The sequence below is a fragment of the Streptomyces sp. NRRL F-5122 genome (assembly GCF_001507435.1).
Taxonomy (GTDB): domain Bacteria; phylum Actinomycetota; class Actinomycetes; order Streptomycetales; family Streptomycetaceae; genus Streptomyces; species Streptomyces lannensis.
This window is the reverse complement of record NZ_LMWH01000081.1, coordinates 1-14,418: the sequence shown is the minus strand read 5'-3', so window position 1 is coordinate 14,418 and position 14,418 is coordinate 1. Positions and strand designations below refer to the sequence as shown.

Here is a 14,418-nt window from a genome sequence, read left to right as displayed (position 1 = left end):
CCGGTCGGCCCTGCGACCGGCCCGTTTCACCGCTCCTCGAACGCCGCGTCCGGGCGCGCGTAGGTGCGGCCCTTCCAGGCCGCACCTCGCCCCCGGTAGTGTTGCACCGCCGAGTCGACCGTCATGAACAGATACAGCAACGCCGTGACCGGCAGCGACAGCGCGAGCAGCGGCGGCTGGCGGTAGTAGCGCAGCATCGGGAGGTACGTCGCCGTCATCACCAGTTTCGCCAGCCCGCCGATCACCACCGCCGCAAGGTTCCCGGTGACGATCCCGGCGATCAGGGCGGCCGACGGAACCAGATAGACGAGGGCCAGTCCGAGCACCGTGCCGGCCAGGAGCAGCGGATTGTGGCGCAGTTGGGCGTAGGCGCTGCGGGAGACCATCCGCCACAGGTCGTGCAGCCGCGGATACGGCCGCACGCTCTCGACGCGGTCGGCGAGCCCCAGCCAGATGCGGCCGCCGCCGTTCTTGACCGCTCGTGCGAGCGCCACGTCGTCGATGACCGCCTGCCGGATGGCATCGGGGATACGCGCACGCCCGGCCGCCTCGGTGCGCAGCAGCACGCAACCGCCTGCCGCGGCCGCCGTTCGGCTCCCGGGCACCGCGATCCGGCGGAAGGGGTACAGCTGGGCGAAGAAGTACACGAACGCGGGGACGACGAGTCGCTCCCACACGCTCTCCACCCGGAGCCGGGCCATCTGTGAGACGAGGTCGAAGCCGCCGGTGCGCGCGGACGCCACCAGCTCCCGCAGACTGTCGGGGGCATGAGCGATATCGGCATCCGTGAGCAGGAGATACTCGGGTTCACGCACACGTGCGAGGGCGATCCCGTGGCGCACGGCCCACAGTTTTCCGGTCCAGCCGGCCGGCGGTTCGCCGGGCGAGTCGACGGTCAGCGGCAGCCCGCCGTGCCGCTCGGCGAGGTCGCGGGCCAGCTCCCCGGTGCCGTCCGAACTGCCGTCGTCGATCAGGAAGACCTCGGCACGTCCGGGATAGTCCTGCGCGAGCAGCGAGGGCAGGCTCCGCTCCAGTACCGCTGCCTCGTCGCGTGCGGGCACGACGATGCAGACGGACGGCCAGTCGCCGGGGTTCCGGCGGGCCGGCAGTCGCACGTCCGTACGCCAGAAGAAGCCCTGGCACAGCAGCAACCACAACCAGGCCGCGAGTGATAGCGCGGCAGTCCACACGATGGCGCTCACGCGCGCAGTCTGCCCCACCACGATGGCCGACCGTGGCACATCGTCTATCGTGGCCGGGTGAAGATCGCGCTCATGGACTCCGGACTCGGCCTCCTTCCGGCCGCCGCAGCGGTACGCAGACTGCGGCCCGACGCGGATCTCGTCCTCTCCTGGGACCCCGACGGGATGCCCTGGGGCCCGCGCACCCCCGAGGACATCACCGCCCGCGCCCTGGCCGTCGCCGAGGCGGCCGCCGCACACCGTCCCGATGTGCTGATCGTCGCCTGCAACACAGCATCCGTGCACTCCCTGCCCGCGCTGCGTGCCCGTTTCGAGCCCGATCTCCCCGTCATCGGCACGGTGCCGGCGATCAAGCCGGCCGCAGCGGGCGGCGGACCCGTCGCGATCTGGGCCACGCCCGCCACCACGGGGAGTGCCTACCAGCGCGGACTCATCCGGGACTTCGCCGACGGGGTGACCGTGGCCGAGGTGCCGTGCCCCGGGCTCGCCGACGCCGTGCACCATGTCGACCGCCCGGCCGTCGAGGCCGCCGTCGCCAGGGCCGCGGCACTGACCCCCGAGGACGTCACGACCGTCGTCCTCGGCTGCACCAATTACGAACTGGTGGCCGAACCCATCCGTACGGCTCTCCAGAGGCCGGGCCGCGCCCCGCTGATCCTGCACGGGACCGCCGGAGCGGTGGCCGCGCAGGCGCTGCGCCGCCTCGGGGAGACCGCGGCGCCGGACGCCCCCGCCGTGGGCGGTCTCGCGGTGCTCCTGAGCGGTCGTGAGGGCGTGCTGCCCGCCGAGGCGCTGACGTATCCCGAAGGCAGGCTTCTCCAGGCGGTCAGCCCCGCACGCTGAGGGGCGCACTGCTCCCCTTTACAGAACCGGCGCCGGACTCAGTGACTCTGCGCGACCTGGTGCCCGCGTTCCGGAAGCTGGGTACTCTCGATGCATGAGGGACCTTCCCCAGGGCGACCCCGATATCTGGACGGGGCGTGCGACCAATCGTGCCCAGTGGCTGCTGGCGCTCGGCGGTGCCGCCTGTATGGCGCTCGGCATCGCGCTGGCGGTCGAATCGGCGTGGACGTCCGGCATCGTCCCCCTGGTGATGTCCGTCGTCGGCTGTATCGCGGCCGGGCTGCTGGTCCTGTTCGGAACGCTCGCGTTCGTGCACGTGGCGGTGAAGGTCGACAAGGACTGCCTCGAGGTCAGATGCGGCCACATCGGCGTCCCCCGCCGCCGCATCCCCCTCTCGCTCGTGGCCGGGGCCGAGTTCGCGCCCAGGGTCACTCCCCGGCAGTGGGGCGGTTGGGGCTACCGCTGGCGTCCCGAGAAGGGCACGGCCGTCGTGGTCCGGCGCGGTGAGGGCGTGGTCCTGCGGCTGTGGGACGGTCACACGTTCACGATCACCGTCGACAACGCCGAGACGGCGGTACGGGTCATCCGCGCCCGGCTGCACCCGAGCCTGCCGGGCGCCACGCACTGACCCGTGCGGCCGGACGGTCCGCCGTTTCTTGCCTCACCTCGGGCACCCGGTGTGTCCACCCCGGCGGAGCACCCCTCAAGTCTGCGTCCGCGCACCTCCCTCGTCCGCCAGAGGGTGTGCCGTCGCGATGCCGGCGAGCAGACCTGTTCCCGCCGTCACCGCGGTGAAGCTCAACGCGTTGCCCACCGACGCGATCACGGCGAGCGCGGTCAGCGTGGCGCCCCCCGTCAGCGCGACGGGAGTGGGGCGCCCGGTGCGCCGCAGTGCGTACAGCACCCAGCAGAAGACCGCCGCGAGCAGTGCCACTCCGGTCACTCCCTGTTCGGCGGCCAGTTGCAGCGGCGCGGAGTGGGGCTTGCCGTCGGGCAGGAGGGACTGCGCGGCTGTGGGACTCAGCTCCCCGAAGCGCCCGGGGCCTGCGCCGAGCGCGGGGTCGCGGTGAGCGAGCGTGAGCGCGTCCCGCCAGAGCAGGACCCGGTGCGGGCCGAGCTGGTCCTCGAGATAGGAGCCGAGCCCGTCGGGCAGTACGTTCCCGGCGACCGCCCAGGTCGTCCCCGTCACCAGGACCGCCACGAGTGCGAGACCCGACAGCGCGAGGGCGCGATGCCGCATCCGGTCGGCGGCGAGCGAGCACAGCAGGACCCCGGCGGAGGCGACCAGGCCCGTTGTCGAGCCGAGCGCCGCCGCCACCACCGCGATTCCCAGGGCCGCCGACCGGAGCGCCAGCCGCTGCGCCGGGAACCGGGCCGCCCAGGCGGCGCAGCAGGCGGCCCCCGTGGACAGCGCGAGCAGCGCGGCGATCGCACCGGTGTCCCCGGGGGGCGTCACGACCTGCGGTCCTGCCGTGGCATGTGGTGCGGCGAGGGCCAGCCCCAGGCCGGCCAGGGCCCCCGCGGCAGGAGCGGCGAACGGCAGAAGAGCTCCCAGTATCCGTCCGGCCGCATAACCCGCGGCGACCGCGAGCACGGCGAGCAGAAAACCCTCGGGCCTGCCGCCGTGTGCGCCCGCCGTGATCAGCGACCATGCGGCGCAGGCGCCGAGCACCAGGACGCCCGCCGTATCAGAAACGTTTCGTCTGTCGTCTTCCGCGTCCGCGGCCCCGGTCGCGGACTCCGTCCCCATGGATTCCACCCCGCCACCCCCCTGTGCCGGGCCCGACCGTCCGGCCGCATCCGGCCGCACCTCACAGGCTCGGGCACACGGTAACGGGTGATGCGCCGGTTTGTGGATGAGTTGCGCAGGAACGATGCACCGGATGGAGGGGAGCCAACGCCCCGAACGGGGACGGGGTGGCCCGGATGCGCCCGAACCGAGCTGTCGGGGGTTCGGTCACGCGCCGTAGACTCCCCGGGTGACCGTCACCGCTACTTCCGTGGGCGGGCCGGAGCGGCTCGAACCGCGGTCCGCAGGGGCACCCCGTGCCGTGCGCCGGGTTCGCCGCCTCGTTCCTGCCGCAGCCGCGGCGCTCTCCGGAGTGCTGCTGTACGTCAGCTTTCCGCCCCGGACGCTGTGGTGGCTGGCGCTGCCGGCCTTCGCCGTGTTCGGCTGGAGTCTGCGCGGCCGCACCTGGAAGGCGGGCCTCGGCCTCGGCTATCTGTTCGGTCTCGGTTTTCTGCTTCCGCTGCTCGTCTGGACCGGCGTCGAGGTCGGTTCCGGTCCATGGCTCGCGCTGGTCGCGGTGGAGGCCCTGTTCGTCGCGCTCGTCGGCGCGGGCGTCGTGCTGGTCTCGCGGCTGCCCGCCTGGCCGGTGTGGGCGGCCGCGGTGTGGATCGCGGGAGAGGCCGCACGGGCCCGTGCGCCGTTCGGCGGCTTTCCCTGGGGGAAGATCGCCTTCGGTCAGGCCGACGGCGTCTTTCTGCCCCTCGCCGCCGTCGGCGGCACCCCGGTGCTGGGCTTCGCGGTCGTGCTGTGCGGATTCGGTCTCTACGAGATCGTGCGCGTCGCCGTGGACGGGCGCCGCGGCGCGGGGCCCTGGCGCGGGGCGGCCGTCGTCGCACTGATCAGTGTCGCCGCTCCCGTGCTCGGCGCCGTGGCCGCGCGTTCCCTGGTCAGCGACAAGGCCGAGAACGGGACCGCCACCGTCGCCGTCGTCCAGGGCAACGTGCCGCGCGCCGGGCTCGAGTTCAACGCGCAGCGGCGTGCCGTCCTCGACTACCACGCGCGGGAGACCGAGCGTCTGGCCGAGCAGGTCAGGGAGGGCAAGGTACCGAAGCCCGATCTGGTGCTGTGGCCCGAGAACTCCTCGGATGTCGACCCCTTCGCCAATCCCGACGCCGCCGCCGTGATCGAAGGCGCCGCGAAGGCGATCGGCGTGCCCATCTCCGTGGGCGGAGTGGTCGAGCGCGGGGGCAAGCTCTACAACGAGCAGATCCTGTGGGATCCCGACAAGGGCCCGGTGGACACCTACGACAAGCGGCAGGTGCAGCCCTTCGGCGAGTATCTGCCGCTGCGCTCGCTGCTCGGTGTCATCAACAAGAACTGGACGTCGATGGTGCGCCAGGACTTCAGCCGGGGGCACAAGCCGGGCGTCTTCACCATGGCGGACGCCAAGGTCGGCCTGGTGACCTGCTACGAAGCGGCCTTCGACTGGACCGTGCGCAGCACCGTCCTCGACGGGGCGCAACTGATCTCGGTCCCGAGCAACAACGCGACCTTCGACCGCAGCGAGATGACCTACCAGCAGCTCGCCATGTCCCGGGTGCGGGCGGTGGAGCACAGTCGCACCGTCACCGTGCCCGTGACCAGCGGTGTCAGCGCCGTGATCATGCCGGACGGGAAGATCACCCAGCGGACCGGGATGTTCGTCGCCGCCTCACTCGTCCAGAAGGTGCCGCTGCGCTCCTCCGAGACGCCGGCCACCCGGCTCGGCATCCTGCCGGAGATGCTGCTGGTGCTGGTCGCTGCCGCCGGGCTCGGCTGGGGGGCGGTGTCGGTGATCCGCGGCCGCCGCGGGCGCGCCGCGCAGGACGTACGTGTCGATGAGCCGGGGGTGCCGGAGTCGGCCCGTTAGGCTCTGGCCATGGCCACTCCCGACTTCATCCGGACCATCCGCGCTTCGGCCGGACATCAGCTGCTGTGGCTCCCCGGTGTCACGGCCGTCGTCTTCGACGACGACGGCAGAGTGCTGCTGGGGCGCCGTGCCGACAACGGGCGGTGGTCGGTGATCGGGGGCATCCCCGACCCGGGGGAGCAGCCCGCGGCCTGTGCGGTGCGCGAGGTGTACGAGGAGACGGCGGTGCGATGCGTCCCCGAACGGGTCGTCCTCGTGCAGGCACTGGAACAGGTGACCTACATGAACGGCGACATCTGCCAGTACATGGACATCACGTTCCGCTGCCGGGCCGTCGGCGGTGAGGCACGTGTGAACGACGACGAGTCGCTCGAGGTCGGCTGGTTCACGGTGGACGCCCTGCCCGAACTGAACGAGTTCGGCCTGCTCCGGATCAAGCAGGCACTGTCCGACGTACCCACATGGTTCGACCCCACCAATCCGCTCTGAAGTATGTGCGATGAACATATGGGGTGGGGCTGGGCCACTGCCTAGGGTCGAGCCATGACGCCTGCCCCGCACACCTCGCCCGACCTCGGCGGACGCACCGCCCTCGTCACCGGTGCCGCCGGCGGCATCGGCCGCGCCTGCTCGCTGCGGCTGGCCGCCGCCGGGGCCAAGGTGAGAGCGGTCGACCGGGACGCCGCGGGTCTCGACGACCTGGTCGGCGCCGCCCGCGGTCTCGAGGGCACCCTCGAGCCGCACGTCCTCGACCTCACCGACCTCGACGCCGCCGAGGAGATCGCCGCGGGCACCGACGTCCTGGTCAACAACGCGGGTCTGCAACTGGTCAGCCCGCTGCACGAGTTCCCGCCCGACGTCTTCCACACCGTACTGACGGTGATGCTCGAGGCACCGTTCCGGCTCGTGCGCGGGGCGCTGCCCCATATGTACGGACAGGGCTGGGGCCGCATCGTCAACATCTCGTCGGTGCACGGGCTGCGTGCCTCGGCGTTCAAGGCGGCGTACGTCAGCGCCAAACACGGACTCGAAGGGCTCTCGAAGGCCGCCGCCCTGGAAGGCGCCCCCCATGGCGTCACCTCCAACTGCGTGAACCCGGCCTACGTGCGCACGCCCCTCGTCGAGAAGCAACTCGCGGACCAGGCACGGGTGCACGGGATCCCCGAGGAGCGTGTGCTGTCGGAGGTGCTTCTCCAGGACAGTGCCGTCAAGCGATTGATCGAACCCGAGGAGGTCGCCGAGGCGGTGGCCTATCTGTGCAGCCCGCAGGCGTCCTTCATCACCGGTACGTCGCTGGTGCTAGACGGCGGCTGGACGGCGCACTGAGCCGCGCATGTCAAAGGTTGTCCACAGGTCGGGTGGACCCGGCCCCACCGTGGGCCATTCTGGGGGCATGGCTCGCGATCACGTACAGTCCGCGGAGCGCCTCGGCACCGGAGCCGAGGCGCCGTTCCTGGAGCTCCTGGCCCGGCGCGCGTCGGCCGACGCGTACGAACAGCCGGTGCTGCTCGCCCGCGCCGAAGGCCTGTCGGCGGAGCGCGTCGAAGCGCTGGAACGGGCCAAGGTGCTCGCCCTGCGCGTGCGCGCGGAGATGGAGGGCCGGCGGCGGCGCGAGGCCGAGCTGTCCGCCCTCTTCGAGACCGCCCACGACCTGGCCGGGCTGCGCGACGTCGACGCCGTGCTGCAGGCGATCGTGCAGCGTGCCAGATCCCTGCTGAGCACGGACGTCGCCTATCTGACCCTGCACGACGAGGCGGCCGGGGACACCTATATGAGGGTCACCGAGGGCTCGGTCGCGGCTCGCTTCCAGCAACTGAGGCTCGGCATGGGGGAGGGGCTCGGCGGACTCGTCGCCCAGACCGCCCGGCCCTATGTCACACCGGACTACTTCGACGACGACCGCTTCCAGCACACCCGCACGATCGACACCGGGGTGAGCGACGAGGGTCTCGTGGCGATCCTCGGCGTACCGCTGATGATCGGCCCTCAGGTGATCGGGGTGCTCTTCGCCGCCGACCGGCGGGCCCGGGTCTTCGAGCGGGAGGAGATCGCGCTCCTGGGTTCGTTCGCCGCGCTGGCCGCCGCCGCCATCGACACCGCGAACCTGCTCACCGAGACGCGTTCGGCCCTGGACCGGCTCGCACGCGCCAACGAGATCATCCGCGACCGCAGCGGGGCCGTCGAGCGGGCCTCCGACGTCCACGACCGCCTCGCCGAACTCGTCTTGCGCGGCGGTGGCGTCCACGATGTGGCGGCGGCGGTCTCACAGGTCCTCGACGGCACGGTCGAGTTCGCCGAGGCGTCCACCGCCCGCACCGCGCCCTTGGAGGCGTCCCGCGCGGAGGGCCATGCCGTGCGCCACGGGCAGGACTGGATCGCCGCGGTGTCGGCCGGCGACGAGTTGTTCGGCGCGCTGGTACTGCGGGGCCACCCGGGGCTCGACCCCGTCGATCAGCGCACCCTGGAGCGGGCGGCCATGGTCACCTCGCTGCTTCTGCTGGCCCGCCGCTCGGCCGTCGAGGCGGAGCAGCGCGTCCGGGGCGAGTTGCTGGACGATCTGCTCGACGGCCGTGACCGCGACCCGCGCGTGCTGCGCGAACGTGCCGCGCGCCTGCGCGCCGACCTGGACGCCACCCATGTGGTGCTCGCCGCCCGTCTCGAGGGCACATCGGGCGACGCCGACCAGGATGCGGCCGCTCGCCGTCGTCTGTGGTCCGCCGCGTCCCATCTCGCGTCCACCCGCCGTGGGCTCGCCGCCACCCGCGCCGGCGGTACGGTCCTGCTGCTCCCCCTCGAACCGGGTGACAGCGCTACGGATCTCGCCCGCCGCACCGCCGGAGAGCTGGGCACGGCCGTCCATGAACGCGTCACCGTCGGAGCGTCCGGGCCCGTCTCGGACCTCGCAGCCCGTCCCGACGCGGTGGCGGCGGCCCATGCGGAGGGGCGGCGCTGCCTCGACGCGCTGCGCCTGCTGGGCCGGACCGGGGACGGCGCCGCCGCCGACGACTTCGGATTCCTCGGGCTGCTGCTCGCCGGGGACCGGGACATCGCCGGCTATGTCGAGCGCACGATCGGCGAGGTCGTCACTTACGACGAACGCCGCGGTACCGACCTCGTCCGCACCCTCGACGCGTACTTCGACTGCGGGATGAGCCCGGCGCGCACCAAGGACGAACTGCACGTGCATGTGAACACGGTGGCGCAGCGTCTGGAACGGGTGGGCAGGCTCCTCGGCGCCGACTGGCAGAGCCCGGCCCGCACGCTGGAGATACAACTGGCGCTGCGACTGCACCGGTTGTCCTCCTCCCCCGTTTCCCGATGACCCGGCACCGCCCTCCGTACCAGGGCGGCGGCGCGTCCTGGAGGCGAACGGCGAGCGGCCCCGCACGCGGTGGCGCACGGGGTCGCTCGGTGCCGGTCCGTCAGATGATGGGTGCGTCAGCCGTGCGCGTCCCGGCGGGTTCCGTCTCCACGGAGGAGTCGACCCGGGCCAGGTCGCGGTGGCGTGTCTCCTTCGCGACGCCCACCGCGATGAGGGTCAGAACGGACGCCCCGATGACGTACAGGGTGATCGGCGTGGAGCTGTCGTACTCGGAGAGCAGCGCGGTCGCGATGAGCGGAGCCGGGGCACCTGCCGCCACCGAGGCGAACTGGGCGCCGATGGACGCACCCGAGTAGCGCATCCGGGTCGCGAACATCTCCGAGAAGAAGGCCGCCTGAGGTGCGTACATCGCCCCGTGCAGCACCAGTCCGACGGTCACGGCGAGCACGAGGTTGCCGAACCCACCCGTGTCGGTGAGCGCGAAGAACGGGAACATCCACAGCCCCACCCCGGCCGCGCCCAGCAGATAGACCGGCCGGCGGCCGATCCGGTCCGAGAGCGCGCCCCAGCCCGGGATGACGGCGAAGTGCACGGCGGAGGCGATGAGTACGGCGTTGAGCGCGGTCTGCTTGGAGACCCCGGCCGATGTGGTGGCGTAGACGAGGATGAAGGCGGTGATCACGTAGTAGCTGATGTTCTCCGCCATGCGGGCGCCCATGGCGATCAGCACGTCCCGCCAGTGGTGGCGCAGAACGGACACCAGCGGGAGCTTCTCGGAGCCGGCCCCCGGCGCCGAGCTGCGGGCCTCGGCCTGCGCCAACGCCTGCTGGAACACGGGCGATTCATCGACAGACAGACGAATCCACAAACCGACGATCACCAGCACTCCGGACAGGAGGAACGGGATGCGCCATCCCCAGGAGCCGAAGGCGCTGTCGGACAGGACGGCGGTCAGCAGCGACAGCACGCCCGTGGCGAGGAGTTGCCCGGCCGGTGCACCGGTCTGCGGCCAGGAGGCCCAGAAGCCGCGCCGCCGTGCGTCACCGTGCTCCGACACGAGCAGGACGGCGCCGCCCCACTCACCGCCGAGCGCGAAGCCCTGCACCAGACGCAGCACCGTGAGCAGGACGGGCGCGGCGGCGCCGACCGTGGCGTGCGTGGGCAGCAGACCGATGGCGAAGGTCGCGCCGCCCATCAGCAGCAGGCTCAGCACCAGCAGCTTCTTGCGGCCGAGCCGGTCGCCGTAGTGGCCGAAGACCAGGGCGCCGAGCGGACGGGCGGCGAAGCCGACGGCATATGTCAGGAAGGACAGCAGGGTGCCGACGAGCGGGTCGGAGTCGGGGAAGAACAGCTTGTTGAAGACGAGCGCGGCGGCGGACCCGTAGAGGAAGAAGTCGTACCACTCGATGGTGGTGCCGATGAGGCTGGCGGCGACGATACGGGGGAGACGGGACGGCGCTGGTGGAGCGGTCGCGGAGGAGGACATCGGAACCACTTCCTGGCGTTCGACGGGGACGATTGTGTGTCGCCACACCGTAGGAACGGGCAAGTGGGAGGCGTATGTGGTGGGACACCACAGTTCTGGGTGGTGAAGTGCGTGCTTCCACCATGAAGGGTGTACCGAGGTCCCGTGTCGGTGTCGGTGGGGCTGTGCGCACCGGCCCGATCCGCGAGCCGAGCCGAGTCGGACCAAGACGGCCGGCCCGGGGACGGGGAGGGGGAGTGGCTGTGTGCGAACTGCCCCTCCCCGGGCGGCGTTCGAGGGCGGCTCAGCCAAGTTCGGCCCCTTTGGCCGCCGCCTCCTCCGTCCGCGCCAGGCCGGTGGCGAGCGTGTCACCCGCCCTTTCCAGATGTGCCGGCGCGGCCGCTCCGCCCGGTCGGCCACGGATTCCGTTGCGTTCGGTGTTTCGGCAGGGCTTTCCCCGGCGAAGCGGTCGTAGATGTCTCCGAGCGGAATTTCTGGTCGAAGGACGGCTCGCGCGTGGTACTGGTTGTGCACCCGGACGGTGCAGCCACAGACCGTGCAGTGCGGGCGTGGTACCCACCCGGGTACTGAGCATGCGGGGAGAGGCGGGTATGGCAGACCGGCTGGACGAGGAGTACGAGGGCCGGTGTCCCGGGAGTCAGGACGCCGATGAGCCGGAGACGACGATCGCATTGTCGGGTGACGGCGGGTGCATAGCCGAAGCGCGCCGTCTGGCTGCCGCCTTTCTCACCCAGGACTCCACGGGGCACGGTCGCGGCATCCCCGAACGGGTCGTGGACCTCACCCAGTTGGTGGTCAGCGAGCTGGTCACCAATGCGCGCAAGTACGCTCCGGGCCCCATTCTGCTGCGGTTGCGAGTGGCCCGATCGACGGTGCAGGTCGAGGTGTGGGACAGCGATACCGTTCTGCCGACGGCTCGAGCCGCCGACCCCGAGCGGGTGGGCCAGCACGGACTGGAGATCGTGAAGGCCGTCGCCGCCCACCTCAGCATGCGGGCGGAGACGGTCGGCAAGCGCATCACCGCGTGGCTGCCGCTGGACTCCGGACCTGCGTAGGACGTCCGTCGGGCGTCGTACGGAGCCCATGCCGAAGCCTGCGGCGGACGACCGCGGCCCCGAGCGCTTTGCGGCGTGCGCCGACGGGACTCGTGGCGGTCGCAGGCCCATCGGAAGTACGGGTGAACACCATGGGCCGCCGGGGTGGAGGGTGCAGCCGGAGGAATGCCGGTCGGCAGCCGGGGTATGCGCCTGCTTGCCGGACGGCGGACCGGTGAGACCAGGCCGATCGACAGGGAGGGCGCATCGTGGCGACGAAGACCGTGCAGACGACCGAGCAGACGGTGGACGTGCCGGAGATCGCGGACCCGTCCAAGGTCGCACCCAGGGACGCGCGGGAGTTGTCGAAGCTGTTCTTCGAGCAGCTGGCGGTGCTGGAGGAGGGCACGTCCGACTACCAGCACGTCCGCAACACTCTGATCGAGATGAACACGTCCCTGGTCCGCTTCGCGGCCGGCCGGTTCCGCAGTCGTGGACCGGAGGAGATGGAGGACATCGTCCAGGTCGGTGTGATCGGACTGATCAAGGCCATCGACCGGTTCGAGATCTCCCGCGAGGTCGAGTTCACCTCGTTCGCCGTCCCGTACATCGTGGGGGAGATCAAGCGGTTCTTCCGTGACACGTCCTGGGCCGTGCATGTGCCCCGGCGGCTGCAAGAGGCCCGTGTGCAACTGGCGCGCGCGAACGAGGAGCTGCGCAGCCGGCTGGGCCGGACGCCGACCACCGGGGAACTGTCCGAACTGATGAGCCTGCCCGAGGACGAGGTCGTCGAGGCGCAACTGGCCTCCAACGGCTACACGTCGGCCTCTTTGGACGCGGCGATCGGCGGCAGTGAGGACGGGGAGTCCGTGCTGGCCGACTTCATCGGGGACGAGGACACGGCTCTGGAACTGGTCGAGGACTTCCACGCCCTGGCGCCGATGATCGCCGAACTCGACGAACGCGACCGCCGGATCATCCACTGGCGGTTCGTCGAAGAGCTCACCCAGGCCGAGATCGGCGAACGCCTGGGCGTCTCCCAGATGCACGTCTCACGCCTGATCTCCCGCCTGCTGGCCCGACTGCGCGAAGGGCATGCTCTGCGGTGACTGACGGCCGGGGATCCGCCGGCACGGAGAACGCCCGGCAAGCCCCGTCATGTCGTCGCGCCCGCGACGGCCGTACTCCGCCCCGGCGACTGCCGGACCCACCGGGGCTCCGCGGACCGGCCGCCGCCGGACGTCACTTCTTGGGGGGCTTGACGGCGACGTCGAGGTAGAAGGCGTCGATGCTGTGGACCGCCGCCTCGAACTCCTCGAGATTGACCGGCTTGGTGATGTAGGCGTTGGCATGGTGGTGGTAGGCGCCGGTGACGTCGTCGGGAGCGGCTGACGTGGTCAGTACGACGACCGGGATGGTGCGCAGGTCGGCGTCCTCCTTCACCACGGCAAGGAACTCGCGGCCGTTCATGCGGGGCATGTTGAGGTCGAGCACGATCAGGTCGGGCCGCTCCTTGGACGGGTCGCGGAGGTAGTCCAGGGCGGCGATGCCGTCGGAGACCTGGGTGAGGTTTCGGGTACCGCGCTCGGCGAGTGCGTCCTGGATGAGCATCGCGTCGGCGACGTCGTCCTCGACCAGCAGCACGTCATAGGGGCGGATTGCGGCGGCAGCCATGATTCACGAGCTCCGGGGGGTTGGGTGAGGGGTGCTGTTGCTGATCAGCCCGGGCCAGTGGCGCCGGGCTCCTTGACGGCTCATGCCGACGGCCTGGCCGATCTCCGGGTAACCGGCTCCGCTCGCGGCCGCGGTGTGGGCGGCCTCGTCCTCGAGATGCCGGACGGCCTGTTTGACATCGGCGAGGACACGCAGGCGTACGAGGGCCCGCCGGCGCGACTCGTCGGTCATGTCGAGGGGCTCTGCGGGCGGGTGGGCGGCTTCCTGCGCGAGTCGCCGGGCGAGTTCGTCCACCAGCTGGGTCACCAGCGCGGCCGTCTCCCCGTCCGTCGGACGAAAAGTGGAAGGTGGACCAGGCATGGCACCACCCTAGGGCGTTGATCTCGGATGTGACAACAGGCGTTGTCGGGCCGCGGGTACAGTGTGCCTGTCGCGCCACGGCGCGTGTGACCGGTCGGTCGGGGGAGAGATGCAGGGCGCGATGACAAGCAAGCGGACGGACACCGCGGGTGTGTTCGCCGGCTGGACCACCCGTCGCTGGCTGCGGGTTGGGGTGGCCACCACCCTGATCCTCCTTGCGGTGCTGGGGTCGTTGGGAGGCTGGGCCATGTGGCGCACCTCGCAGATCACCTCCTCGTTGGTCGACCGGCGCTCTCCGGCCCTGATCGAGTCGATGCGGGTGGAGGAGGCCCTGGTCAACCAGGAGACCGGCATCCGCGGCTACGGCCTGTCCGGCCGGAAGGACTTCCTGCAGCCGTACGCACAGGGCGTGGCCGACGAGAAGGCGGCGCTGAAGCGGCTGCGGTCCCTGCTCGGCCACGACGGCCGGGCTCTCGACGACCTGGCCGATGTGGAGAAGCTGGCCGGCACCTGGCGTGAGCGCATAGCCCAGCCCGTATCGGTGGCCGGCCCCGCAGAGGCTTCGAAGATCACCACGGCACGGGCCGACGAGGGCAAGGCCGTGTTCGACTCGCTGCGCCGTGCGATGGCACGTCAGCAGTCCCATCTGCAGGACGAGCGGGTGGTGGCCACGCGGGATTTGCGTCGTGCGACGGCGCTGCGGAACTGGATGTTCGCCATCATCGGCCTTGTCATCGCCCTGGTGGCCGGTCTCGTCTTTGAGGGACTGCGCCGCGGTATCACCGATCCTCTCAGCCGGCTCGGCACGGCTGCCCGCGAGGTGGCGCGGGGCCGTTTCGACCACCCCATCGACGTAGTC

At 71.3% G+C, this 14,418-nt stretch carries 14 protein-coding genes; 9 read left to right on the top strand and 5 right to left on the bottom strand.

The genetic code is table 11. From position 1 onward, the window contains the following. Positions 1-26: 26 nt before the first annotated feature. A complete protein-coding gene (locus ADL25_RS10785) occupies positions 27-1,202 on the bottom strand; it encodes a glycosyltransferase (protein WP_181923221.1) in 1,176 nt (391 codons plus the stop codon). A gap of 57 nt (positions 1,203-1,259) precedes the next feature. Between ADL25_RS10785 and ADL25_RS10780 the strand changes: the two genes are divergently transcribed. Beyond that, positions 1,260-2,045, top strand: a complete 786-nt coding sequence (locus ADL25_RS10780; protein WP_059127452.1) for a glutamate racemase — start codon at positions 1,260-1,262, stop codon at positions 2,043-2,045. 94 nt (positions 2,046-2,139) lie between these two features. Then, complete coding sequence (locus ADL25_RS10775) at positions 2,140-2,673, top strand: hypothetical protein (RefSeq protein ID WP_059127451.1); 534 nt, start codon at positions 2,140-2,142, stop codon at positions 2,671-2,673. 75 nt (positions 2,674-2,748) lie between these two features. Here ADL25_RS10775 and ADL25_RS10770 read toward each other — a convergent pair whose 3' ends face one another. Further along, positions 2,749-3,795 carry an O-antigen ligase family protein gene (locus tag ADL25_RS10770; RefSeq protein WP_079050297.1) on the bottom strand — a complete coding sequence of 349 codons (1,047 nt, stop codon included), beginning with the start codon at positions 3,793-3,795 and terminating at the stop codon, positions 2,749-2,751. A gap of 229 nt (positions 3,796-4,024) precedes the next feature. On the opposite strand from ADL25_RS10770, the gene lnt reads away from it, so the two are divergent. The 4 genes from lnt (at position 4,025) to ADL25_RS10750 (ending at position 9,005) form a co-directional block, all read left to right on the top strand. Next, entirely contained in the window at positions 4,025-5,683 is a 1,659-nt protein-coding gene (gene lnt / locus ADL25_RS10765; RefSeq protein ID WP_059127449.1) for an apolipoprotein N-acyltransferase, read from the top strand. Between the two features lie 9 nt (positions 5,684-5,692). Next, positions 5,693-6,172: an NUDIX hydrolase gene (locus ADL25_RS10760; protein WP_059127448.1), complete on the top strand. Its 480-nt coding sequence runs from the start codon at positions 5,693-5,695 to the stop codon at positions 6,170-6,172. A 54-nt stretch (positions 6,173-6,226) separates the two neighbouring features. Beyond that, positions 6,227-7,009 carry a 3-hydroxybutyrate dehydrogenase gene (locus tag ADL25_RS10755; RefSeq protein WP_059127447.1) on the top strand — a complete coding sequence of 261 codons (783 nt, stop codon included), beginning with the start codon at positions 6,227-6,229 and terminating at the stop codon, positions 7,007-7,009. A 67-nt stretch (positions 7,010-7,076) separates the two neighbouring features. After that, positions 7,077-9,005: a helix-turn-helix domain-containing protein gene (locus ADL25_RS10750; RefSeq protein WP_059127446.1), complete on the top strand. Its 1,929-nt coding sequence runs from the start codon at positions 7,077-7,079 to the stop codon at positions 9,003-9,005. Positions 9,006-9,105: 100 nt separating this feature from the next. On the opposite strand, the gene ADL25_RS10745 is transcribed toward ADL25_RS10750, so the two are convergent. Beyond that, positions 9,106-10,491 (bottom strand): MFS transporter, encoded by a 1,386-nt coding sequence (locus ADL25_RS10745; RefSeq protein ID WP_059127445.1) that lies wholly within the window; start codon positions 10,489-10,491, stop codon positions 9,106-9,108. A 590-nt stretch (positions 10,492-11,081) separates the two neighbouring features. On the opposite strand from ADL25_RS10745, the gene ADL25_RS10740 reads away from it, so the two are divergent. After that, complete coding sequence (locus ADL25_RS10740) at positions 11,082-11,546, top strand: ATP-binding protein (protein WP_234380868.1); 465 nt, start codon at positions 11,082-11,084, stop codon at positions 11,544-11,546. 245 nt (positions 11,547-11,791) lie between these two features. Continuing rightward, entirely contained in the window at positions 11,792-12,634 is an 843-nt protein-coding gene (locus ADL25_RS10735; RefSeq protein WP_059127444.1) for an RNA polymerase sigma factor SigF, read from the top strand. Between the two features lie 133 nt (positions 12,635-12,767). Here ADL25_RS10735 and ADL25_RS10730 read toward each other — a convergent pair whose 3' ends face one another. Both ADL25_RS10730 and ADL25_RS10725 read right to left on the bottom strand, forming a co-directional pair. Continuing rightward, positions 12,768-13,199, bottom strand: a complete 432-nt coding sequence (locus ADL25_RS10730) for a response regulator (protein WP_059127443.1) — start codon at positions 13,197-13,199, stop codon at positions 12,768-12,770. 3 nt (positions 13,200-13,202) lie between these two features. Continuing rightward, on the bottom strand, positions 13,203-13,559 hold the full coding sequence (locus ADL25_RS10725; RefSeq protein WP_234380867.1) for a hypothetical protein: 357 nt from the start codon (positions 13,557-13,559) through the stop codon (positions 13,203-13,205). A gap of 121 nt (positions 13,560-13,680) precedes the next feature. Between ADL25_RS10725 and ADL25_RS10720 the strand changes: the two genes are divergently transcribed. Then, on the top strand, positions 13,681-14,418 hold a 738-nt coding region (locus ADL25_RS10720; RefSeq protein ID WP_199839137.1), incomplete at its 3' end, for a CHASE3 domain-containing protein.

Coding starts and splice junctions, on each gene's coding strand:
- ADL25_RS10770 (WP_079050297.1), bottom strand. CDS start 3,795: ATGGGGACGGAGTCCGCGACCGGGGCCGCGGACGCGGAAGACGACAGA.
- ADL25_RS10745 (WP_059127445.1), bottom strand. CDS start 10,491: ATGTCCTCCTCCGCGACCGCTCCACCAGCGCCGTCCCGTCTCCCCCGT.
- ADL25_RS10740 (WP_234380868.1), top strand. CDS start 11,082: ATGGCAGACCGGCTGGACGAGGAGTACGAGGGCCGGTGTCCCGGGAGT.
- ADL25_RS10760 (WP_059127448.1), top strand. CDS start 5,693: ATGGCCACTCCCGACTTCATCCGGACCATCCGCGCTTCGGCCGGACAT.
- ADL25_RS10730 (WP_059127443.1), bottom strand. CDS start 13,199: ATGGCTGCCGCCGCAATCCGCCCCTATGACGTGCTGCTGGTCGAGGAC.
- ADL25_RS10775 (WP_059127451.1), top strand. CDS start 2,140: ATGAGGGACCTTCCCCAGGGCGACCCCGATATCTGGACGGGGCGTGCG.
- ADL25_RS10755 (WP_059127447.1), top strand. CDS start 6,227: ATGACGCCTGCCCCGCACACCTCGCCCGACCTCGGCGGACGCACCGCC.
- ADL25_RS10725 (WP_234380867.1), bottom strand. CDS start 13,559: ATGCCTGGTCCACCTTCCACTTTTCGTCCGACGGACGGGGAGACGGCC.
- ADL25_RS10750 (WP_059127446.1), top strand. CDS start 7,077: ATGGCTCGCGATCACGTACAGTCCGCGGAGCGCCTCGGCACCGGAGCC.